Consider the following 22,892-nt stretch of genomic DNA (forward strand, 5'->3'; position numbering starts at 1 on the left):
TACTTCCTCGTTAGCTTTTAGTTGTCGTTCCGAGAGACGTAGAACAACAACTGGAAATCAGCTAGAGTAACTAAAAACCTTCCTTGGATGCAACCCAATACTACTTGGTACGCATCTTTCGTTTGCAGCGGAATAAGCAAGTAGTTTCATTTGCTTTTCATGCTGGATTTGTAAATTAGGTTCTCTTCTTTTTCTTCTTCAACTATCATATTACCCATGCAAGCAAAACAAATGATGCTCGGTCTGCTAGGCTCTGCCATTCTTGGCGGCGGTGTAGCAGTGGGTGGGTACAAGCTGCTGGAACCCGAGCGTGCGATTACGCCTCAAACCGTGGCTGCTGACCCTAACGTTCGGTACACGAGTGAGCTGCGCAGCAGCAACTACGTGGTACCCGAAGGTCTTAATTTCACGGCGGCGGCAGCATCGGTGACGCCGGCTGTGGTGCACGTCACAACTGAGTATGCTCCGAAGCCTAGCCAGGGCGGTGCTCAGATGGATCCGTTCTTGCGGCAGTTCTTTGGCGACGATTTCGAACAATATCATGGCCGTGGCCAAGGGGTACAGCAGGGCTCTGGCTCGGGCGTTATCATTGCTGCCAATGGTTATATCGTTACCAACAATCACGTAATCGACAAGGCTGACAAGATTACGGTGATAATGGACGACAAGCGTAAGTTTGACGCCGAACTAGTAGGCACTGACCCAACCACCGACTTGGCGTTGCTCAAGGTAAAGGCCGACAACCTGCCTTTCATCCGCTACGGCAACTCCGACCAAGTGAAAGTAGGGGAGTGGGTACTGGCGGTAGGCAATCCTTTCAACCTGAACTCTACGGTTACAGCTGGTATTATCTCGGCCAAAGGGCGTAACATCAGCATCCTGCGCGACCAGAAAGGTATGGGCATCGAGTCGTTCTTGCAGACCGATGCTGTCGTGAACCCTGGTAACTCTGGTGGTGCTCTTGTGAACCTGAACGGTGACCTGATTGGTATCAACTCGGCTATTGCTTCTCAAACTGGTTCGTTTGTAGGCTATTCGTTTGCCGTGCCTAGCTCTATCGTGAGCAAAGTAATCGACGACCTGCTGAAGTATAAAGTGGTACAGCGCGCCCTCTTGGGTGTGAGCATCCAGGAAGTTGATGCCACGCTGGCTTCCGAGAAAAAGCTCCCTACGCTCAATGGCGTCTATGTTCAGTCTCTGACGGAGGGTAGTTCGGCATCGGAGGCTGGTATCAAGCCCGGTGATATCATCACTGAAATCAACGGCACCAAGGTGAACACCTCGTCTCAGCTTCAGGAGCAAGTAGCCCGCTTCCGCCCTGGCGACAAGATTAAGGTAACTTACCTGCGTGGTAATGATGCTCGGACCGCTACTGCTACTCTGCGCAACGCTACTGGCACCACGGATATCATTCGGGAGGAAGTTAGCAAAGCCATTAAGTACGAAGGTGCTACGCTGGCACCCGTAACCAAGCAGGAGATGAATAAGCTTGGTTTGGATGGTGGTGCTAAGATCAGCGGTATCGGCAAATCTAATTTCCGTGAAACTGGCATCGCCGACGGCTTCATCATTACGCGCATCGACAAGAATCGGGTAACGAAGCCTCAAGATGTAGAGAAGTTCCTCGAAGCGGCTAAAGACAGCGAAGGTGCCCTTGTAGAAGGTGTTTATCCTGACGGTCGTAAGGCGTATTACCCCATTGGGCAAGCCGAGTAATTTCAAGTATTCTTAATTAAAAAAGCCTCTGCCGAATAGCAGAGGCTTTTTTTGTATACAGTCAAAAGTCAGTGTGCAGTCGGGTTACAATGCGTGGCTAATCAGGTTTACGCTTTCGTACGAAGCCATTCCATGGCCGAACCTTCGTCGCCGAAAAGGCGCATAAAATAGGGGCGCTCAGGAGCCAAACCAAACGTAAGATATTGCATCTGAACAGGGTCTCCGGCGTAAACGGCCATGCGGGCTGGAGAGCAGAGCACACTTATATGAAGCACTTGAGGTGCCAAGCGACTTGCTGCTTGCGGATAGAAAAGGGTGGTAGTCCAGCGACCTAGTTCTACGCTGATATGCTCTCGCCGCCGCACGTCGAGAAGCCAGCGCGCAGCATTGTGCTGCTGAGCAGCAGCCAATACGGCCGTGAAGTCGGCTTGCAATTGCAGCAAGGCCGCATCATCAGGCCAACGCACCACCAGAATGTCCAGGTCTGGTCGGTACTGGATCGAGCAAGTAACGGCTGACATTACGGCGTGCATATAGATGTTAGACCAAGGGTATAAGATAAGAGTTTAGCACAGCAAATAATGAGGGCAGGCTAAAGGATAGAATACAAGAGTAGCTATTGTATATGCTTCTACTAATTTATTGCGTTTATGTGGCAAAGTGGATAGTACTCTCAACAAAGGACAGTTCCCGAAAAGGAACAGCTTCATTGGTAGTCGTTGTCTTCGCCCTAAGTAATTGGGGTAGCTAGCCAGCTTTGCGCTTCCCCTTCTTGATCGAAAAGCTGAAAGCAATACGGATACATCGTTTGTTCGAACCGTTCGAGAAGTGCGGCCATTTCGGCATCGGTCCGCAGTTGGCGCTGGCTATCGGGGGGGACCATATAGGCCATACGCAAAGGTTGGTTGAAACGAGATGCCAGGGTGGGGTAAAACATATCGTTCACCCATTGGCCAGCTTCTTTGCTTAGAGTCAGGGCTCGGGTGTCGAGCAACCATCGTACTGTCCCGACACGCTCCGCTTCGTCAGCCAAGGCCCGATAACCGATTTGTAGTTCCTCTAAGGTTACAGGGCGCTGCCACCGCGCAATAAGTACACCCAAATCAGGGCGATAGGTAAGAGAAAGATGGTCGGCGATGGTAGAGGTTTGAGGCTGCATACGTTTGTCGGGTTACACTTGATGATTAGAGCAAGCTTTCTCCCGACAGACATCGTAATAAGATAGCCTTACGAAAGCCGACGACAGAGTGATTGTTGATTTCAACCTCCATTTTTAGTGAACATATTGAGTAGAAGGCTCCTTGCCAAGTGTAAACCAACTAATTAGCCATTCAGCAGCCAAGACATAGCGGAAGCTTCGTCGACGAAGGTACACAAACGATAAGGCTGGCTAGTGCTTGCGGCACGGGCAATTGTGAGCTGCATATCGGAATCGTCGTCGATAATCCGTTGTCGGTTAGGAGACGTGAGGTAAGCAATTCGCAGATTGCCTGTTGGTGATTGAGTTGCTGCATGCGGGAAAAATTCATCAGTCAGCCAACGAGTATGAGTGTTATTAACTATTAGTCTACGTCGCACATCCACAAACCAAAAGCTGGCTTTATGATATGTTGTGAGCTCTAAAGCCGCACGGTGCGCTAGTTGTAATTCAGGAAATGAAACATCGCGCAACCAGCGCAATACAACCGTCTGTAAGTCGGGGCGATAAGTAAGATTAAGATAATCTGTATAGGTTGTATCAGGTATAGTAGCGGAGGTGGGAGACGGCATAGTACAAAGTGTCTTGAAATCTGACGTAATGATAAATAATTTGTTTTTCTATGACAAGCAGATCAGTAACACGGTTTGCATGCAAAGTAAGCAAGAATTAGATTTATTTAATTATTGAAAAAATGCCATTGCGTGGTTTTGGCTGAAGTAATGTGGCCTTATCACCTAGATAGGCAGGTCATCGTTGTGCACGGTGTTGTCAATCTTAGTTCTGGAAGCAGAGTACCTTTGCTGTACCCAACCCCATCCTATTCCTCATATCATGAAACAAGCCTTAGAAGAAGCGGCCGCCACTGGCACCGACGTGCAAGAACATGATCCACATGGTATTCAACAGGTGCTGCGTGAGCTAGGTATACAAGCCACCAATGGAGCCTGGAGTACGGGTTTGCAATGGGGCAGCGCCGCGGATAGCCCTTCCAAAACAATCCATTCGCCCGCCGACGGCCGCCGTATCGGGACGGTAGCATTGGCCACCGCCGCCGACTACGACCACGTAGTTGAAACAGCACAAGCAGCATTTATTACCTGGCGCACCGTGCCTGCTCCGAAGCGCGGAGAAATAGTGCGGCAGATCGGCAATAAGCTTCGCCAATACAAGGAGCCTCTAGGTAAGCTAGTAAGCTACGAGATGGGCAAAATCTTGCAGGAGGGCCTCGGCGAAGTGCAGGAGATGATAGACATCTGTGACTTTGCAGTGGGCCTCTCGCGGCAGCTTCACGGCTTCACCATGCACTCGGAGCGGCCTGCGCACCGCATGTACGAGCAGTACCACCCACTGGGCATAGTTGGTATTATCTCGGCCTTTAATTTCCCGGTAGCTGTCTGGAGTTGGAATGCTATGCTGGCTGCTGTGTGCGGTGATGTATGCATTTGGAAGCCCTCTGAGAAAACCCCACTTACCGCAGTAGCCGTGCAGCATATTCTGGCCGACGTGCTGCGCGAAAACGAACTGCCAGAAGGCATCTTCAACTTGGTTGTTGGGGAAGCCGAAATTGGGGCGCAGATGGCCGCTGACAGCCGCGTGCCGCTGGTGTCAGCTACGGGTAGCACCCGCATGGGCAAGAAAGTAGGCGAAGTCGTAGGTGCCCGGCTTGGGCGCGCTTTGCTGGAACTTGGCGGCAACAACGCCATCATCGTTACCGAGCACGCCGACCTCGACATTGCTATCCGAGCCATTGTGTTCGGTGCAGTAGGTACGGCCGGACAGCGCTGCACCACTACGCGGCGGGTTATTATTCATGCCAGTGTATTTGAGGAGGTGAAGGCTCGCCTTTTGAAAATATACCCCAACCTACCCATTGGCAACCCCTTGCAGGAAGGCACGCTGGTTGGCCCACTGATTGATCAGCAGGCCGTTCAGAACTTCACCAAAGCCCTCGAAGAGGTGCAGGCTGAAGGTGGCAAACTACTTGTCGGTGGCGAAGTGCTGTCGGGTGCGGGCTACGAGACCGGCACTTATGTGCAGCCGGCGCTAGTAGAGGCTGAAAACCATTACCACATGGTGCAGGAGGAAACCTTTGCGCCGATCCTGTACCTGATTCAGTACAACGGCGGGGTGGAGGAAGCCATAGATCTGCAAAATGGCGTGCGGCAGGGCTTGTCGTCCAGCATATTCACGCTGAACATGCGCGAGGCCGAAGCCTTCCTTGCCCATACCGGCTCCGATTGTGGAATTGCCAACGTCAACATTGGCACGAGTGGCGCAGAAATTGGGGGCGCTTTTGGTGGTGAGAAAGAAACTGGCGGCGGCCGGGAGTCCGGTTCCGACGCGTGGCGTGTGTACATGCGCCGTCAAACTAACACCATCAACTACAGCACCCAGTTGCCCTTAGCGCAGGGCATTAAGTTTGATGTTTAAATAATATTCCTTTTCGTTTCCCTTGTATAGGCCTGCTTAGTACTACTAGGCAGGCCTATTGCGTTGTGTGTTTTCTGCATTTAGTGAAGCCAGCTTAGGCAACACAGCCGCCGGCGAAAGTGCCGACTGTTTGAAATTTTACTGATGCTGTGCAACCTCACCTTAAGTAGCTAAGTCTTTCTCCTGCATGACCGCCACCCTCTAGCGGCTTTGCCCAGAAAGTTGGATATTTACGATCATCCATCCTCTAATTCGCTGCCTTCGCCCGACGCTATGGAAGCTTTTGCGTATACCGATATCAACGCCCCGCTGGTCGAGCGGTGCCGCCTGGGCGACCGACGGGCGCAGGCCGAAATTTATAAGCGCTATTCGAAAGCCATGTTCAACGCCTCCCTGCGGATTACCGGTGATTTCGCCGAGGCCGAGGACGTGTTGCAAGAGTCGTTTCTGAGTGCATTCCGAGAATTGCACAGTTATAAAGGCGACTCATCTTTTGGTAGTTGGCTGAAACGAATAGTTATCAATAAGAGTATTAACTGCCTGCGCAATCGGCGCTTGCAACTGGTTCCTCTAGGCGAGCAGCACGACGCGGCCGGCTTGGAATTGCCAGATCAGGCCGCCGACATGGAGGGCGTGCAGTGGCGGGCCGATGTGGTGCGGCGCTGCGTACAAGAATTGCCCGATGGCTATCGGGTAGTCCTGACCTTATACCTCCTCGAAGGCTACGACCACGCTGAAATTGCCAGCATTTTAGGTATTACCGAATCTACCTCTAAGTCGCAGTATAGCCGGGCCCGCAAAAAACTGCTTGAACTAGCTTGCCAGCGGGGCCTGACTTCGTAAACACACCTTTCTTACTTCACTTTATTTCGCCTGCCGTGTACCGCCCACCCCAAAACGACGGGGCGCGACGGGTTGAAATAAACCACGTGCCTAGTACCACCCTCATTATGAACGACAAAGAAACCGGACTGGAGAATTTCATCGAGCGGCACCGCGCCAAGTTCGATGCGTTCGAGCCGCGCCCGGATTTGTGGGATGACATCGAACAGCAACTGGCTGCACCCACGGCCAGCGCTGTAGCTCCCGTCTCCGAAGAAGCGGCTGCTAGTGAATCGTTGCGCATTGTAAAACTGTATCCTGAAACGCCAGAAGCCACGCCGGCAAAACCAGTTAAAGTTGCTGGTACCCACAGCTGGCTGCCACGCCCTGGTGTGGCCGCGGCAGTAGCACTCTTGCTGATGGCTGGTGTTGGTGCCGTATGGAACAAGCAACAGCAGGCAATTGGCTGGGCCAATACAGGCACTTCGCCGCTGGTGCTGGCTGCGCCAAGCACCGAGTTGGAGGACCTGAGTGCCGGCTTATACTTTGGTGCTTCGCCGGTGGCTAATTCAACGGAAGCACCAGCGCAGCACTTAGGTACTGCCGTGCGCCGCATGGAAACCTACTATGCAGCCGAAATCAGCGAGCGGCAAAACGAGTTGCGTCAGCTTGAAGCGGCCACGGCCGTAGCCAGCGCTCCGTCCACGGCCGACTGGCAGCGTGAACTAGCTAGTCTGGATTCCACCTATCGTCAGCTGAAGGTTGAGCTCTACCGCAATCCGGAGCCTGATGTAGTGTTGGAAGCCATGAACCGCAACCTGCAAATTCGCCTCGACATTCTGAACCAGCAGACCCGCACCCGCGAGCAGGTACAAGAGTACCATGCCCAACCGATGATGGTTGCCGACAATCACCCGATGCCATGAACTATTCCCGCCGCACTTTTCTGTGGACCAGCCGTGTGCTGGCGGTAAGCTGCCTAGTAGTGGCCGGCAATACCGTGCAGGCGCAGCAGCAAACAAAGGAACCGGTTCGCACGCAGCCCGCAACTGATGTTCAGTACTATCAGCAGTCCGGGGCGGAAATTCCGACTTTCTGGCCTCAAGGTGGTGGGCCAGAGGTGCCAGTAGATGGGCGTTGCCAGCAAGGACAGCAAGCTTCTTTGGGCCAGGACCCTCAGCAAGAGCAGCAGAATGATGGAACGGCCCTGCCCGCTGCCGAACGGACACGCAAGCTAAGCCGCACCTTTGCGGTGCCCAACGGCAAGCCTTTTAACCTAATTACCCGCTACGGCCGGGTACAGGTTAATGTGTGGAGCCGGTCAGAAATTCGGACTGATGTGGACATCATTACCCGCGCCGACACCGACGAGAAAGCCCAGCAGCTACAGGAAATGATTCAGGTGCAGCTGCTGGAAACTGATCCAACCACCGGGGGCGTATCGGCCAAGTCGAAGTTCAGCACAATGCCGCACGGATGCTGGAGCCGGACTAAGCTTTACGAGGTGAACTACACCATCTGGCTGCCTCGGAACACCCCCTTGAACATTCATAACACGTTTGGGGAAGTAAGCATTCTAGGCGACCTAAGCGGCTCCACCGAACTGGCTGTTGAGTACGGTACGTTGCGTACTGGGCGCCTCGAAGGAAGCCAAAACCTACTGCGCATTGGCAATGGCCAAGCTGCCATACCGTATGTGCGCCAAGCGGGTATTGATGCCTCGTACTCTCGCCTGCGCCTCGACGGTGGTCAGAACGTAGATTTGCGCAACAACTACTCTGATATCAACATCGGGATAGTGCAGGACCTCACGGTACATAGCAAATATGGCGACGTGGCCCTGGGTACTGTGCGTAACTTACGTGGCACCTCAGGCTACTCGAAATTCAGCATCGATAAGCTCAGCAACCAGTTGGATATGACGGTGCAGTATTGCCCCAACTTCGAGGTGCGCAATACAGGGCGCAACTTCCGTCAGATCAACTTGGACGGCGGCTACAGCACTATCCTATTGAACTTCGAAGACGAAGCTGGCTTCAATTTCGATGTAAATACGCAACATGGTAAGCTCTTGGTAGACAAGAAGTTGGTGCGCGTGGCTTCCGAAGAAACCAGCCCCGTTTCCAGCGATATGCAAGGCACCTTCAATGTGGTGAAAACCGGCGCTCCGGCTGCCAGCAACGTCAACATTCGGGTGCGCTATGGCAACGTGCGTTTCAATCGGTAAGACTATCTGTAACTTCTGCTAACACAGAAGGCTAATCAGGCGGCGCAAACATAAACGGGCCGCGGGCTAAGTTGTAGTGGTAAGTAACCACTGTGACGAAGCTCGCGGCCCGTTTATGTTTGCGCCGCTTATTCGTTCTTTACAGCCTACTCAACTGCTTACTTGATGCGCTTGATCTTGCTGCTGGTTTTGTGGCCGGCTTTTCTTTTCGCTCAAACCCCCGCTGTTATGCCCACTGCGTTACCTGCCAAGCCTACTGCCTCCCCTATGCGCACCTACGCGCTGCGCCTAACGCCTGGTCAGGATTTGCGGCAGCAACTCGATGCTTTCGTGCGGCAGCATCAAATTCGGGCAGGAGCTATGGTAACGTGTGTAGGCAGCCTCACCCAAGCTACGTTGCGGCTGGCCAACCAAGAAAACCCAACTGTGTACCGGGGCCATTTCGAGATAGTGTCGTTGGTTGGTACGCTTTCTACCAATGGCAGCCATTTGCACTTGGCCGTATCCGATTCGACAGGACGAACCTTAGGCGGGCATTTGCTGGATGGCAACCTGATCTACACCACGGCCGAAGTGGTAATAGGCGTGTTGGAACAGCTCGATTTTCGTCGCGAGCCTGACCCTACGTATGGCTACCGCGAACTAACCGTGTATCCGCTTGCTCCAGCTCCCAAGCAAAAGAAAGCAGCTGGGCAGTAGAAAGCAGTAGATAGCAAGCCCTACCTGAAAAATATTATTTATGAGAACCCCTCTGACTGTTTCAGAAGGAGGGTCTGTTGTGTATTATTGTAAGAATATCCGCTTTGTAATAGTGGGCATGCCTCTTGAATTAGCATTGTTTGATTATTTAATTAGATGCACCTTTTACCTTATAGTACAACCTGCGCGCTGCTTTTAGCTGCTTGCGCTGCTTATGCACAAGGCCCAGCATCGAGTGGGTTGCCGCCACTTATCAATTCAGCTGAAGTACTGAAAGAAGGCGTTAAGCTGCACGACAAAGACGAATTTGATGCCGCTATTGCCCGCTACTCCACCGTCACGCCCGGAGACTCTCTGTATGCATCGGTGCAGGCCGAACTGTCGCTTACTTACTTAGCGGCCAAGCGTTATCAGGAATCTGCGGATGCCGCTAACCGGGCCCTGGCCTTGCACTTTTCTGATCCCCAGCCATACATCACGCTCGGCTCGGCCGAAGATGAATTAAAGCATTCAGACAAAGCACTAGCTGCTTTCCAGGCGGGCTTGAAGCTGTTTCCTTACTACCAAAGCTTGTGGTACAACCAAGCAGTAGCCCAGATTGCGGCCAAGAAATTTCAGCCCGGGCTAGCGAGCCTGCAGCGTAGCTTGGAACTACGCCCTGCGCATCCAGCCAGCCATTATGTATTAGCCGAACTAGCATCGCGGCAGGGGCAGACCAGCCACGCTATGCTTAGTTTGCTGGCGTATCTGCTGGTGCTGCCCGACGGCCCGAGCAGCCACGATGTGCTGGTAGAACTGGAACAGCACGCCTCCCATACGGTGGAAGTTAAAGATGTTGACCGTATTTCTGCTCTAACTAGCAATGAGGCTTTCAAGGAGCTGGACTTGCTGCTCGATTCCAAAGTAGCGCTGCGAAAAGACTACGTTTCGAAAGTGAAGTTTAGCGCCGACCTGGTGAAGCAGGTGCAGTTGCTGGTAGAGAAGTTTCCAACTACGGCCACACCCGCCGATGACTTGTGGGTGCGCCTCTACGCACCTTTGGTGGAAGTCTTGCGTCAGGGCGACAACTTAACCACCGGTACTTACCTCGTCCTAGCTTCTGCCGACGATACGAAGGCCGCTCAGTGGGTGAAGAGCAACAAAAGCAAAGTCGAGAAGCTGTACCAAGTGCTTTCGCCCGCCTTGCTCCGTTTCCGCGACAAGCAACCTGTAGTCCGCGAAGGCAAAACTGCAATTGTGGACGGCTGGTTTGGTGACGAAGGAAATTTGCAAGGGTTGGGCGCGGGCACTATAGAAGGAAAGGAGCGCCATTTCACGGGGCCCTGGACTTACTTAACCTCAGATGGAGCAGTGGAGGAAGAAGGCAGCTACGGCGCCGACTTCAAGCGCACGGGAGTTTGGCGCAACTACGGGCCGAACGGCCAACTCACCCGAACTGCCACTTACGTTAATGGTGAAGTGCATGGTCCGGTGCGCGAGTTCCACGACAACGGAGTGCCGTCGGCGGAAATGACTTATGCGCACGACAAGACCGACGGCGAGATGAAGCTATTCAACTACTGCGGCACCCTAACGGAAGTGCGCACTTTTCGGCAGGGGCTGCTGCACGGTGCTTACAACACCTTTCATCCCAACGGCAAGCCGCTGATGCGCGTGCAGGTCCGCGACGACAAGCAGGAAGGCCCGCAAACCACGCTGTACCCGAATGGCACCGTGGAGTATGAGTACAACTACGTGGGTGGCAAAAAACAGGGGCCATTCCAAGTGAATTACGCTGACAGCACGCCCGAAAAGCGCGGCTCGTATGATGGGGGCGAACTGCACGGTTCTTACACCGAGTATTTCTCGAACGGGCAAGTGGAGATTAGCGGCACGTTTACGCACGGCAAGCGCACCGGAACCTGGAAAGAATTTTTCCCGGATGGCAAGCTCAGTGTAGAAAAAACCTTCGATGAAGCTGGCGAATTGCACGGCACCTACCACGACTACAACTACCAGGGCCGGCTCTATTCTGATATCGACTACGAGCATGGCCGCGTCACGCGTCAGCGCTATTATGATCCGGCTAATGGCCGTGCCCTCCTTGATACTCCCGTTAAAAAGGGCCGCGTGACCGTGCCAACGCTGAATGTTGACGGTGTTTCGAAAGGCAGCGGCAACTACTTGAACGGGCAAATGGACGGCGAATGGCGCTGGGCCTATGCCAACGGTCGGGTGCAGCGGATACGGCACTATCAGAAAGGGTTACTCGAAGGCACTGCAGAAGACTTTTACGCTAACGGCCAACTCAAGAGCCAATCTACCTACCACAACGACCTGCTGGATGGGTCTTTCATGATGTATTACCGCGACGGTAAACCATCCCAAACGGGCTACTACCGCAACGGGCAACTGCAAGGACCCTGGCGCGATTATTACGCCGACGGCCGCGTGAGCGAAGAATACGAAATGCACAAAGGCCAGAAAAATGGCCTGACCCGTAGCCTTGACCCCAACGGCAAACTCACGGAGTCGCGCTTGTATGAGTTTGGGCGCCAAGTGCAGGTGTCGACCTATGACACCACTGGGCAAGTAGTTAGCCGCAATGTGCTACAGCCCGACACCAAAGAGTCGACGTTAGCCTATCCCAACGGTAAGCTGCGCAACCGCGCAGCTCTGGCTTGCTACGAGTACCAAGGGCCTTCTACGTGGTATTATAGTTCTGGCAAGCCCGAAATCAGTTCCAACTATGTGGCCGGCATGCGGGAAGGGGCATACAAGTCTTTCCACCCCAATGGCAAGGCAAGTAGAGAAGGAAACTTCGTGGGTGGGCAGCGGGATGGGGAGTGGCGCGAGTATTACGCATCGGGGCAGCTACAGCTTAAAGCATTTTACCGCCAAGGCAGCATCGACGGCGACGTGAGCTATTACTATGAAAACGGTCAGCTGGATGTGGTGCGGCATTTTCTCTACGGGGCCGAGCAAGGCGTAAGCCGCTTCTACAACCCAGACGGCGAACTGCTGGTGGAAAAACTGTTCGAGCGGGGCGACTTGGTCGGTTTCCGCGACGGGCGCGACCCGGCCGGACCTTGGCAGCGCATCGAGCACATGGCCGGGACTATCAAAACTAGTTTTGCCAACGGTAAGCCTGCGCTAGAGGAAACCATCAAGGGCGGCATGCGGGATGGAACTCGCACAGTCTACTACAGCTCCGGGCAAGTGTTTAGGCGCATGACGCTCGTCGACGGCTTAATAACCGGTAAGCTGACCAGCTATTACTCATCGGGCAAGCTTATGGAGGAGGAAGAGTATCTCCATGATGAACGCCACGGCCGCTGCCGCTACTACCGGCCCGATGGGACGCTGGAGCGCGAAGAAAGCTACCGTAGCGGCGAGAAATCAGGGCCCACCGTGTACTATAGCCCTCAAGGCAAGCCTATCAAAAAGGAAATTCACTGGAACCAGTACGTGTATGAAGGCAAGTAAGGAAGTGGGCCGCGCCGCTGCGCTGCTGGTATTGCAAGTAGGTTTGCTGTTAGGCGCTGCACCCGTCAGGGCTCAGCAGCCTACGCAATTGGTTGCTCAAATGCAGGCGCAATTTCCCGGCGAGAAAGCAGTGTACCTAGATTACCGCACCGACCTAACCCTGGAGTTAAAAGGCGACTCGGTGGTGATTTTGGCGCGTCATTACCAAGATATGCTGCACCTCGATGCCCAATCGGTGGCTTATGCCAGCGACCGGGTATTCAATTCGCATTTCAGCCGGTTGCAGAAGTTGGAGGCCCGCACGATGGTGCCCGCCGGCAACGGCTACAAAGCGGTTAAGGTGACCGACTTCAAAGAGAAGTTCGAGCTGCAGTCGGGTATATTCTACGATGATACCCGCGCTACTACGTTCAGCTTTCCGGCCGTGTCGCCGGGGGCGCGCACCATCACGGACTATACCGTGCGCCACCCCGACCCGCGCTTTTTGACGCCGTTCTATTTCGGAGCGCACGTGCCAATGCGGCATGCCGAGCTAACGATTACAGCGCCGCGCAGCATCAAAGTCAACTACAAGCTGTTTCACGTCGAGAATACGCCCATCAACTTCACCAAGCAGGAAAAAGGCAATCTGGTAACCTACCGGTGGACTGCCGAAAACCTGCCAAGCCCGCCCCGCGACGACAACGGCCCGGAGGCAGCCTATTACCTGCCGCACCTCGTCTATTTTGTGGAGGAAGTGCCCTCGGTGGCCGGGCCGGCGCGCAAGATGCTAGCCGGCGTACCTGAGTTGTATAACCTGTATTCGGGGTTCGTGAGCAACCTCGACCCCAAGGAAAGCCCCGCCCTGCACAAGGTGGTAGACTCCTTGGTGGTGGGAGCTAAAACCGAGCAAGAGCGGGTGCAGCGCATCTACTATTGGGTGCAAGACAATATCCGCTACGTGGCTTTCGAGAATGGCATGGGCGGGTTTATTCCCCGCGACGCCGGCCAAGTGTACGCCAAGCGCTACGGCGATTGCAAGGACATGGCCAACCTAACCCGCGAGATGCTCCGCATGGCGGGCATCAAATCCTACCTCACCTGGATAGGAACCCGCGACCTGCCTTACCGCTACTCCGAGCTAGCCACACCCGGCGTTGACAACCATATGATAACGACGTACGAAGCCAGCCCTGGCAAGTATGTTTTCCTCGATGCCACCAACAAATACATGCCGTTTGGGATGCCCTCGTCCTTCATTCAAGGCAAAGAAGCCTTGCTGGCAATCGACGGTAAAAACTGCAAAGTGGTGGGCGTGCCGGTGATGGAGAAAGACCGGAGCCCTATTTCCGACGTGTCGGCGCTGATGCTGGACGATAAGGGTGGGCTGCGTGGCAAAGGCAGCATGCAACTCAGCGGTTACGCGAAGGTGCGGCAGAGCTATGCCCTTGATGGCCTCGATCAGCAGCAGGAAAACAAGTACGTGAAGGCGCTGCTGGAACGAGGCAACAACAAGTTCTTCGTGGATAGCTACAAGGTCAGCCACCTCGATACCCACGACAAGCCCTTGACCATCGACTACGAGTACCGTTTGCAAGACTATGTGCAGAAGCTCGACGACGAAATCTACGTGAACCTGAACCTGGAGCAGCCTTACGCCCACGACAAGATTGACGCTACCAAGCGCCGCTTGCCTCGCGTGAACGAGTACGCGCATCAAAACCGCACCCGTACCGAACTGGAAATACCAGCCGGTTACGACGTGGAGTACTTACCAGCCGCTACCGAGTCGCACGACCCGCTGTTCGGCTTCCGCATCAAGTACGAGCGGCAAGGCAACAAAATCGTGCAGGATCGGGAGGTGTACATCAACTACCTGATGCTGGAGCCCAAGCAGTTCAGTCAGTGGAACGCCGGTATTGAGAAGCTAAATGCTGCCTACCGCGAAACCGTCATTTTCAAGAAAAAGCGAGTGTAGCCGCGGCAGGCGAACCTCCTGAATGGGCCTTCTCCCTATCAGCTAGTATCATCTTTTACTACCTATGAAATTCTTATCAACTATCCGCACCACGGCGGTGGTATTCTTGCTTACGGCTAGCCCGGTGCTGGCCCAAACGGTGCCGGCTGCGCTGCAATACGCCACCTACGATTGGGACGCCAAGCGCACCAAGCGTCTGTCCATCACTGAGGAAGAAGCAAAGCACCCGGCCATGGTGCTGCGCGAGTTTACGGCGCACGAATACATGTACAGCACCCAAGACAAGGCGCTAAAACTGTACTCGACCGAGCACCGCATTATGCGCGTGAATACTTCCGACGGTATCGAGCGGTTCAACAAAATCTATATTCCCGAAGACGGTGGTCAGTTGCTGTCCCTGAAGGCCCGCACCATCAGCCCGCGCGGGGAAGTGGTAGAGGTGAACCAAGGCAACATCAAAGAGCTGAAAGACGAAGACGGCCGCCGGGGCTTCAAGATTTTTGCGGTGGAAGGCGTCGAGAAAGGCTCGGAAATAGAGTACGTGTTTTTCCGGGAGCAGGCCCCCAAGTTCTTCGGGCGCGACTATTTGCAGAGCGACCTGCCAGCGCGGGACGTAACGTTCGAGTTGATTTCGCCGGAGGCCCTCACCTTCGACGCCCGGGTGTACAACGGCCCGGCTTCGCCCCGCGACACGTTGTTGGCTGGCAAGCACCACCTCAACATGAAGCTGGCCCACGTACCGGCCGTGCGGGAAGAAGCTTTTGCCACCGTCGACGCTGAGCGTATGCGTGTGGAGTACAAGCTAGCCTATACCGCCCAGCGCGGCCGGACTCGCCTCTTTACTTGGGCCGATGCCAGTATGTACCTGTACGAAAGCACCTACACGCTAGCCAAAGACGAAGCCAAGGCGGCCGATAAGATTCTGAAAACTGCCAAGGTGCCAACTGGTGACTTGGAAACGCGGGTGCGGGCGCTAGAGCAGTATCTCAAAACTAATTTCAATGTGAAGGAAAGCGCCGAATCCAACTTAACTAGGATAGCGGCCACGCACAATGCCTCCGAAATGGGCATGACCCGGTTGTTTGCGGCCCTGCTGCGGCGCCTCAACATCGAGCACGAGTTGGTAGTGACTTCCGACCGTTCCAGCGTAGTCTTCGACGAGTCGTTTGATTCCTGGAACTACCTCGACAACTACATCCTCTATTTCCCCGAAACCAAGCAACTGCTGGCCCCCGCCCGTCCCGATTTCCGCTACGGCATGGTGCCCCCCGGCTGGACAGCCAACAAAGGCTTGTTCGTGCGAACCGTGAAGCTTGGGTCCACGGAGTCGGCGGTGGGTACTGTGCGCGACATTCCAACGCTGAGTGCCGAGCAAAGCCCCTATGACCTAGACATCAAGGTGAAATTTTCGCCCGAGCTAGACAAGGCTATTGTGGACATGCACCAAATTCTGGGCGGCTACCACGCGCAGGACATTCAGCCTTATTACTCCCTGATACCGGAAGAGAAGCGTGCGGAAATTTTGCAGTCGTTGATAAAGTCCAGCGTGCCGGATGCCACCTTCCAGAGCGTGAAAGCAACCAATGGCGAGGCCGGATTGAGCCCACTCAATAAGCCGTTTCTGGTAGATGCCAATGTAGAATCGGCTGCGTTGCTCAACAAGGCGGGCCAGCGCTACCTATTCAAGATTGGCGACTTGCTGGGGCCGCAGTCGGAGCTGTACCAGCCGGAAACCCGGCAGTACGACGTGGAAAACGACTATAACCGCCGCTACAACCGCGTTATTACCTTAGAACTGCCAGCGGGCTACCACGTTCGGAACCTGCAAGACCTGAATGCCGACGTGAAAGCCGGCCCCGATGCCAAAGATCCGCTCTACTACTTCAACTCGAAGTACGATGTGCAGGGCCAGACCGTCAAAGTCACCATCACCGAAGCTTACCGCCAGATTCGCTGGCCGAAGAAGGACTTTGAAGTGTTCCGCGACGTAGTGAATGCCGCCGCCAACTTCAACAAAGTAGTGCTGGTCTTGGAGAAGACGAAAAGCTAATCTGTAATCGAGCTTACTTGACAGCCTGGCAACTGTCAGAACCTTAGAACAACCGAGGGGAAATAGAGCCACAGCAAATACGGTGTGGCTCTATTTCCCCTCGGTTTTTAAACAGCTTACTGTGTAGCGCGAAGAAGAGGTTTCGCGTATTGTTGAATAGGGCTTTTGACAGCACTTTGTTCCGCTGGCTTAGCCACGATGCGTGAAGCAAAAGACTACATTTATGCTACACTACACTCCGCTACCATGACGCCTGTTCCTGCTGCCTCTGTCGACACGCCGGCTGCTGCGGCTTTCCGACGCACCATCTCGAATCCGTTGAAGCTGCGGCTGTTTATGCTACGCAGCCTACCGATGGCCTACTTGGCGGGGCTGCGGTTGCGCGAGGTTACAGCAGAGCGGGCCGTTATTACGGTGCCGTTCAAGTACCTCACCAAGAATCCATTCCGCAGTATCTACTTCGCTTGCCTGAGCATGGCCGCCGAAATGGCCAGCGGCATGCTGGCCATGATGTATACCCAAGGTGCCGGTCGTGTCTCGATGTTGGTGGTAGGCCTAGAAGCTGATTTCACCAAAAAGGCAACGGGCCTGATTGCCTTCACCAGCGCAGACGGCCTCCGTATTGCGCAAGCCATTGCGGACAGCCGCGCCAGCGGCGAGGGCCGCACGGTGGTCTGCACCAGCACGGGCGTGGACCACGCCGGCGACACAGTGGCCACCTTCCGCATTACGTGGTCGTTCAGGGCAAAATGAAACTGCTAGGCGCATAGATTTCCTGCCAAGTTCGTGGTCTACCGATAACTGCCACTTTGCCTAGCTATATTGTGCTGGCCGCCAGCTGTTGCAGAAGGGTAAGGCCATTACGATTTGGTATGACAACAAGACTATTTCTTTTGCTAGCGCTGCTGCTTAGTGGCTCCGCCATGAGTCAGAGCATCCAGAACCCTGGTTTCGAGGCTACCAAGCCCACCGACCAGCTTCGGCCCGATGCGTGGACTATCAAGGAAACAGCGGGCTTCAGTGCGCAGCTAGACCGCACCCACACTCTGAGCGGCGCACAAGCGCTGAAAATAGCTAGTACAGTAGATGCGCCCAGTGGCTTTCAAAGCTTTTCGCAAGCTTGCCCGGTGCAACTAACCCGCCCCACTGTGGTGCACCTACGAACTTCCATAAAATCGGGAAATCCAGCCGGGGTGGCGCTTTGGTGTCAGATATGGGACGATAAAAAGATGATTGGTTTCGTCAATTCGCAAAGCCGAGGTATTGAACCAACTGGCACGGGCGACTGGCGCGAGCTGGACTTAACATTATTGGTAAAACCAAACGCCAAGCGGTTTGTGTTTGGCGGTTATATGCAAGGAAAAGGCGAGGCTTGGTTTGATGAGGTGCGCTTTGAAACGGCCGCCGGTACAAATGATACTCCTCCCTCTCCGGTAGTAAAAGCCTACCTCGACGAGGCAATTGTCATAGTACAGCAAAATGCATTGGTGCGCGATTCGGTGCAATGGCCGCAGACGAAAGCAGAAATGCTCGGTTTTGCCAGCGGCATGCAAACGGAGCGCGAGGCCCATTTGGTAGTAGAGCATCTGATTAACGTGCTGACCCAGTACGGCGACAAACACAGCAGTTTCAGTGGCCCCAAGCGGGCTGCTGCCTACCGCGCCGCTCAGCCTACCGAGCAAGCTCCCAAACCGGTGGCTAACTATTTAGAACAAGGCATAGCCTACGTAGCGGTGCCCAGCTTTGGCTCTGTTAACGAACAACGAACACTCGATTTCGCAACCGAAATACAAAGCCTCATTCGTGCCATCGACACCAAGCACGCCGTGTCAGGCTGGATTGTGGATTTGCGCAATAATGGCGGCGGCAATATGTACCCAATGATTGCCGGGCTAGGTCCCTTGCTAGGAGAAGGAACCTTAGGCTACTTCGTGAAGGCAAAAGACGAGGTGGCTTGGGCCTACAATAAAGGCGAAGCCTACGCTGGAAAGCCAGGAGGCGGAACAAAAGTAGCGGCGCCCTATCACCTGCGTAGCAAGAATGCGCCAGTCGCCGTTTTGATTGGGTCCCGCACAGCTAGCAGCGGCGAAATGACGGCTATATCCTTTGTGGGCCGGCCAGCAACCCGCTTTTTCGGCCAGCCCACCGCCGGGTTCACCACCGCCAACCGCAGCTTTGATCTATCGGATGGCGCTAAAATCAACTTGGCCGTTTCGGTTACTGCCGACCGAAACCACCAAAAATATCCCCAGCGGCTCACGCCCGATCAGGAAATAGAAAAGCAGCCGCAGGAAGCCACCGACCTAACCATAGAAGCGGCGAAGGCGTGGCTAGTGAAAAGATAGGAATGCTTTGTACTCCCAGCATCCGCCTGGGCCAGGGGAGTACCCAGCTTCTGCTTTGCCTAGCATTCCGACCAAGCGAAACGGATACAACAAAGAGCAAGTAGTTTGATTTTAAACTGATAAAAAATGCTCGAAGTCGGCAGGCAGGATACTTCTACCTTTGCTTCCCGCAATTCACTCTCTATCTATTTATTATGAAACGGTTCCTTTTACCCGCTGTACTCTTATTAACATTAAACGCGTGCCAGAAAGATTCGGAAAACGATGTACAGCCTGAAAACAAGGACTGGTACATCCTTACATCTCCCGACAACCGCGCCATTCAAGCCGTACACGGCGACATCGACGGCACGTTGGTTATTACCACAAATTTCAAGATCTACCAAACCAAAGACCGGGGCAAGACGTGGTCAACCGCTAACTATACGTCTAACATTGGCCTGTTTGGCTTCCTTGAGCAGCAGGATACACTGCTAGCCCTGAATGGCCAAATTGGAAATGCTTCAAATACCTCGACAGCTTATGCAGCCAACCCTTCTCATTTCAGCTTGGACGGAGGTACAACGTGGCAGCTTTATAGAAAATGGAGCAGAAAAACGTACGAATCGAGGGTAGCGCGAAACCGCGTCACTAACTCGGTGGGTACCGAATACAGCATTGACTACCTGTTAACCCCTACTTCGCCAAGCTCTACTGGTAGCTTCTACGTTGAGACGGTGGGTATCAAGACTTCGACTGGTCGTTCGCTGAGCTTGCCGCAGGAGCATGAACTCACGAGTTTATACCTAGATAGTAAGTCTCGGCTGTACGTCACGGGTTCAGCCCCCTTATGCGGCCGGCGAGACAAGTTTGCTTTTTGCGGCGAGCAAAACGGGACGCTTTATGTTTCTAAAAGCTCCCAGCCATAAAGATTCTCTTTTACTCTACTTTCAAGAGCAACAAAACGCCCGTCTGAAGCTTCAGACGGGCGTTTTGTTGCTTGATCGAAATTGAACGTTTTCTAGTGCTGAATCACCACTCGTTTGGTGAAGGTGCCGGCAGAGGAGCGTAGCTGCACGATGTAGAGACCATTGGCCACGTCGCTGGTGTTCAGGCGAGCACCTTGCTGCAACTGTCCAGATGGCACGGCAGTGGTTTGCACCGTTTTGCCCAGCACCGTCAAGAGAGAAACCTGCACGGGCGTTTTACTGCTAACAGGTAGGCGCACGGTCAGCTCGCTGCTGGCGGGGTTCGGATATACTTCCACTAGCTCGTCGCGCTGCTGTTGCGACTGCGTAGCCAGTACGCGGGTCGGTATCAGGTAGCCGGCCACTTGGTCGGTGAGGATGTTGCTCGAACCCTGCACGGCGTCAATGCCCATGCCCCGGCGGGCGAATACCTGCCAGATCAGGTAGGTGTTGGCCTTATTATTATAGATAGAGTCAGCACGGAGAATGGCGTCGCGGCCATCGAGGAAGCCGGGGCGGCACACTTGCAGCTTCAAGCCATCCAGTACCAGCTTCAGGGCGATGTTGTTGCCGCCGGTGGCCGCTTTTAGGTTGCGGTTGTAGCCGTACTTCTCCACCAGCTTCCAGTTCAAGTCCCAGAGTGTAGCCGCCCATACCGAGCCAATAGCGTGCACGGCTGTATAAGGCGCCACCCCAATGTTGGCGTAGGTCTGGTTGTTGACGGCGAAGTCGGTCGAATAACGTTGTGGACGGATGCCGTACCCATCGGTGGGGGCACCGGTTACGTAGTTGCCGATGCCACGCGGAGTGAAGCCTTGGTCGCCGGGCTTGGTGGTCATCCAGAGGCCGAAGAAGTCGCTCCAGCCTTCGCCCATCTGCTCGGCGTTGCCGAGGCAATTCGAGTTAGCCGGACCGCCGGTGAGGCGGTTGGAAATGCCGTGTCCGTATTCGTGCGCTATAACCCCGTTGTCGAAGTCGCCGTCGCGGGTGATGCCGCTCACGCTTATCGTCACGACAGTGCCGGAGGTCAGTACGCCTCTGATTTTGTCGCCATCGGCCTTGGAAATAGCAACCGAGGGGATGCGCAGCCCTACCGTATCGGTGGCGCCGCCGTAGTTGGCAATGGCCGTATTCGGAATACTGTCGGCAATGATTACCAACCGGGCTCCGGCATTTTGTGCATTCCGGATTTTAGTAGGAGTAGAGCAAGTGCCGCCCCGATACACCAATGCAATGTTGCCATTGATGTCGGCGGCGTTCAGCAACGGGTTGCAGCTGCGCGGCGGGTTGGCCGAGCCGTCGTTGGCTAGTACTACTTTGCCGGAGATAGGACCGGCGGCTGTCAAAGTCCGGCCATACGCTGTACCGCGCATCGGCAAGGAGCCCGCAATGGTGGCGGGGCTGACAATGCTGCCCGTGCCACCGGGCCAGAGGTACATTTGCATGCGGGGACGCGCGCCATCAACCGGAGTCGAGAAGTTGGCGTTGTTGGTACCGCCGCCGTCCTGCGCTTCGGCCCGCACGTCGTCGTTACCGAGGCCCGTGTCGGTGTAGTTTTTCACCTGGAAGTTGCCGCTCACTTCGTTGAAGCCCTTGTAGGCCATGACGTCGTGCATCAGGTTGTTCCAAACAAACAAGTTGGTGATGGCCGCGTCCTGATATACCTGCGGGGCATCCGTCTGGTTAAAAGGGAAGTCGAACGACAAATCGGTGCCACCATCGGGGCTGTACCCAACGGGGTTGCCGTTGCGGGCCGCCCGGTCTTCGTAGGCGTGCACGTTGTTGCCGCGGGTGATGGTGAACTCAGGGCCGGCTGCGCCGTTGGTGTCGTGCCAGCCGTAGGGCGAGTACGTGGGGTCGGCCGGGTTTATTTGTAGTTGCCGGGCCCCGTAGAGGGGGCTCTCCACGGTTAAGGGGTAGGCGTTGTAGCTATTGGGTGTGGCGGCCGCACCAGGTTGGGTTTCGGGCCAGGTGGGGGTAGCCAACGCCCGTTGGGTAAGCTCCACAAAGCCCAAAGGCTCCGAGATGGTGTAATCGGTTTTGTCTACCAATTGGCCGGTTGAGGCGTCAACGCGGGCATTCCAATAATGGTCGCCGCTCTTGGGGGCAATAGTTACGTCCCACACCAGTACCAACTCGCCGCTAGGCCGAGCCTGGTACATGAGCTTAACCGAAATCGGGTCCAGTGAAATGCCGCCTTCATTGAAAACCATGCCGACCGCTGGCGCGCCTGCTTTGGTGAGCGTCAGGTTGCCGGGAGCCGGCAGGTTCAGCGCGCTGGCAGCAGCGGCCACCGCCTGCACGGGCGTGAGCGAAGGCTCAGTTGCCGCTGCGCGGGCCAGCGAGTTTACGTTCGGCAGGAAAGCCGTATTCATGCTCACCACTTTCTCGTTGCGGTCGAGGTGCATGTCGGCTTCTGCCCCAAAAATCTCAATTCCTTGATACCGTTGGCGCAAATACACGTGCGTAATGGCAGAGCCTTCGTCGGTGTAAGAGCTGGTTACGGCGGGGTCGGCTACATCAGTAGCGCTCAACCCAAGCTTGGTGCTTCGGCTGCTGAGCTGCTGCAAGGCAGTGCGTAGGGGCGTGGATTGCGCCGCTGCTAAACCGGGCAATGCCAGCATAGCAGCTAGTAGTAGGGGGCGGCAGTTGGAAGGCGTAAAGCTTGTTTTCATAGAACTGGATAGAAGTGAAAGAACGAAACACAATGGCCTGGAAGGCGGCTTGTGTCTAAACCTATCCATGATATAGGAGAATCAGAAATGTTTATCTAGATATAAACCAATAAAATTATGTGCATGAACGTGTTAGCAGACTTCAATAGCCTGTCCTTTTCATACCGCCTGTTTTTTGTTTCGACTTGACTAACAGAGCGTAAGCACTTTTCAATTACTGTTTGTCAGGCCTACCTGCGGCTGCGCTACTGTTAAGCTTTAGCAGTAGCTGGTGTTGCTACTCAAGAGGCAATAAAAAACTGCGCAAAGCTTGCCTTCCGGGAAGGCAGAGCTTTGCGCAGTGCAGCTAAGAGAAGCA

At 54.6% G+C, this 22,892-nt stretch carries 16 protein-coding genes; 12 read left to right on the forward strand and 4 right to left on the reverse strand.

Translation table 11 applies throughout. The annotated features are described in order from the left end of the window. The first annotated feature begins 216 nt into the window (after window positions 1-216). Entirely contained in the window at window positions 217-1,716 is a 1,500-nt protein-coding gene (locus P1X16_RS17375) for a Do family serine endopeptidase (protein ID WP_277231490.1), read from the forward strand. Window positions 1,717-1,823: 107 nt separating this feature from the next. Here the strand turns inward: P1X16_RS17375 and P1X16_RS17380 are convergent, their stop codons facing one another. From P1X16_RS17380 to P1X16_RS17390, 3 genes are all read right to left on the reverse strand, one after another. After that, window positions 1,824-2,237: a hypothetical protein gene (locus tag P1X16_RS17380; RefSeq protein WP_277231491.1), complete on the reverse strand. Its 414-nt coding sequence runs from the start codon at window positions 2,235-2,237 to the stop codon at window positions 1,824-1,826. Window positions 2,238-2,446: 209 nt separating this feature from the next. After that, on the reverse strand, window positions 2,447-2,875 hold the full coding sequence (locus tag P1X16_RS17385) for an STAS/SEC14 domain-containing protein (RefSeq protein WP_277231493.1): 429 nt from the start codon (window positions 2,873-2,875) through the stop codon (window positions 2,447-2,449). A gap of 164 nt (window positions 2,876-3,039) precedes the next feature. Next, window positions 3,040-3,486: a hypothetical protein gene (locus P1X16_RS17390; RefSeq protein ID WP_277231495.1), complete on the reverse strand. Its 447-nt coding sequence runs from the start codon at window positions 3,484-3,486 to the stop codon at window positions 3,040-3,042. A gap of 262 nt (window positions 3,487-3,748) precedes the next feature. Here P1X16_RS17390 and P1X16_RS17395 point away from each other — a divergent pair, with 262 nt between their 5' ends. The 11 genes from P1X16_RS17395 to P1X16_RS17445 all read left to right on the forward strand — a co-directional run bounded on the left by P1X16_RS17395 (window position 3,749) and on the right by P1X16_RS17445 (window position 19,820). After that, window positions 3,749-5,347, forward strand: a complete 1,599-nt coding sequence (locus P1X16_RS17395) for an aldehyde dehydrogenase family protein (RefSeq protein WP_277231497.1) — start codon at window positions 3,749-3,751, stop codon at window positions 5,345-5,347. Between the two features lie 273 nt (window positions 5,348-5,620). After that, window positions 5,621-6,190, forward strand: coding sequence for an RNA polymerase sigma factor (locus tag P1X16_RS17400; RefSeq protein ID WP_277232972.1), 570 nt, complete (start codon window positions 5,621-5,623; stop codon window positions 6,188-6,190). Between the two features lie 35 nt (window positions 6,191-6,225). Beyond that, on the forward strand, window positions 6,226-7,095 hold the full coding sequence (locus P1X16_RS17405) for a hypothetical protein (protein WP_277231499.1): 870 nt from the start codon (window positions 6,226-6,228) through the stop codon (window positions 7,093-7,095). Beyond that, window positions 7,092-8,396 (forward strand): hypothetical protein, encoded by a 1,305-nt coding sequence (locus P1X16_RS17410; RefSeq protein ID WP_277231501.1) that lies wholly within the window; start codon window positions 7,092-7,094, stop codon window positions 8,394-8,396. The genes P1X16_RS17405 and P1X16_RS17410 overlap by 4 nt, the downstream gene beginning before the upstream one ends. A gap of 228 nt (window positions 8,397-8,624) precedes the next feature. Then, window positions 8,625-9,095: a PPC domain-containing DNA-binding protein gene (locus P1X16_RS17415; RefSeq protein ID WP_277231503.1), complete on the forward strand. Its 471-nt coding sequence runs from the start codon at window positions 8,625-8,627 to the stop codon at window positions 9,093-9,095. A gap of 240 nt (window positions 9,096-9,335) precedes the next feature. Next, the gene (locus P1X16_RS17420) at window positions 9,336-12,560 is read left to right on the forward strand and encodes a hypothetical protein (RefSeq protein WP_277231505.1); all 3,225 of its coding nucleotides are present in this window, start codon (window positions 9,336-9,338) and stop codon (window positions 12,558-12,560) included. Continuing rightward, window positions 12,547-14,517, forward strand: a complete 1,971-nt coding sequence (locus P1X16_RS17425; RefSeq protein WP_277231507.1) for a DUF3857 domain-containing protein — start codon at window positions 12,547-12,549, stop codon at window positions 14,515-14,517. Before P1X16_RS17420 ends, P1X16_RS17425 begins: the two co-directional genes overlap by 14 nt. A gap of 64 nt (window positions 14,518-14,581) precedes the next feature. Beyond that, complete coding sequence (locus P1X16_RS17430) at window positions 14,582-16,567, forward strand: DUF3857 domain-containing protein (RefSeq protein WP_277231509.1); 1,986 nt, start codon at window positions 14,582-14,584, stop codon at window positions 16,565-16,567. Window positions 16,568-16,765: 198 nt separating this feature from the next. Beyond that, complete coding sequence (locus P1X16_RS17435) at window positions 16,766-17,320, forward strand: DUF4442 domain-containing protein (RefSeq protein ID WP_277231512.1); 555 nt, start codon at window positions 16,766-16,768, stop codon at window positions 17,318-17,320. 119 nt (window positions 17,321-17,439) lie between these two features. After that, on the forward strand, window positions 17,440-18,912 hold the full coding sequence (locus P1X16_RS17440) for a S41 family peptidase (protein WP_277231514.1): 1,473 nt from the start codon (window positions 17,440-17,442) through the stop codon (window positions 18,910-18,912). A 194-nt stretch (window positions 18,913-19,106) separates the two neighbouring features. Continuing rightward, window positions 19,107-19,820 carry a hypothetical protein gene (locus P1X16_RS17445; RefSeq protein ID WP_277231517.1) on the forward strand — a complete coding sequence of 238 codons (714 nt, stop codon included), beginning with the start codon at window positions 19,107-19,109 and terminating at the stop codon, window positions 19,818-19,820. A 92-nt stretch (window positions 19,821-19,912) separates the two neighbouring features. Here P1X16_RS17445 and P1X16_RS17450 read toward each other — a convergent pair whose 3' ends face one another. Beyond that, on the reverse strand, window positions 19,913-22,534 hold the full coding sequence (locus tag P1X16_RS17450) for a T9SS-dependent M36 family metallopeptidase (protein ID WP_277231519.1): 2,622 nt from the start codon (window positions 22,532-22,534) through the stop codon (window positions 19,913-19,915). Between the last annotated feature and the right edge of the window lie 358 nt (window positions 22,535-22,892).

Origin of the sequence: Hymenobacter sp. YC55 (genome assembly GCF_029433095.1) — a bacterium.
Lineage (GTDB): Bacteria > Bacteroidota > Bacteroidia > Cytophagales > Hymenobacteraceae > Hymenobacter.

What these genes read in the sequence shown, in the direction of transcription:
- P1X16_RS17440 (WP_277231514.1), top strand. Translation starts at nt 17,440, where the DNA reads ATGACAACAAGACTATTTCTTTTGCTAGCGCTGCTGCTTAGTGGCTCC.
- P1X16_RS17380 (WP_277231491.1), bottom strand. Translation starts at nt 2,237, where the DNA reads ATGTCAGCCGTTACTTGCTCGATCCAGTACCGACCAGACCTGGACATT.
- P1X16_RS17400 (WP_277232972.1), top strand. Translation starts at nt 5,621, where the DNA reads ATGGAAGCTTTTGCGTATACCGATATCAACGCCCCGCTGGTCGAGCGG.
- P1X16_RS17450 (WP_277231519.1), bottom strand. Translation starts at nt 22,534, where the DNA reads ATGAAAACAAGCTTTACGCCTTCCAACTGCCGCCCCCTACTACTAGCT.
- P1X16_RS17415 (WP_277231503.1), top strand. Translation starts at nt 8,625, where the DNA reads ATGCCCACTGCGTTACCTGCCAAGCCTACTGCCTCCCCTATGCGCACC.
- P1X16_RS17445 (WP_277231517.1), top strand. Translation starts at nt 19,107, where the DNA reads ATGAAACGGTTCCTTTTACCCGCTGTACTCTTATTAACATTAAACGCG.
- P1X16_RS17425 (WP_277231507.1), top strand. Translation starts at nt 12,547, where the DNA reads ATGAAGGCAAGTAAGGAAGTGGGCCGCGCCGCTGCGCTGCTGGTATTG.
- P1X16_RS17395 (WP_277231497.1), top strand. Translation starts at nt 3,749, where the DNA reads ATGAAACAAGCCTTAGAAGAAGCGGCCGCCACTGGCACCGACGTGCAA.
- P1X16_RS17385 (WP_277231493.1), bottom strand. Translation starts at nt 2,875, where the DNA reads ATGCAGCCTCAAACCTCTACCATCGCCGACCATCTTTCTCTTACCTAT.
- P1X16_RS17410 (WP_277231501.1), top strand. Translation starts at nt 7,092, where the DNA reads ATGAACTATTCCCGCCGCACTTTTCTGTGGACCAGCCGTGTGCTGGCG.
- P1X16_RS17435 (WP_277231512.1), top strand. Translation starts at nt 16,766, where the DNA reads ATGCGTGAAGCAAAAGACTACATTTATGCTACACTACACTCCGCTACC.
- P1X16_RS17375 (WP_277231490.1), top strand. Translation starts at nt 217, where the DNA reads ATGCAAGCAAAACAAATGATGCTCGGTCTGCTAGGCTCTGCCATTCTT.
- P1X16_RS17390 (WP_277231495.1), bottom strand. Translation starts at nt 3,486, where the DNA reads ATGCCGTCTCCCACCTCCGCTACTATACCTGATACAACCTATACAGAT.
- P1X16_RS17430 (WP_277231509.1), top strand. Translation starts at nt 14,582, where the DNA reads ATGAAATTCTTATCAACTATCCGCACCACGGCGGTGGTATTCTTGCTT.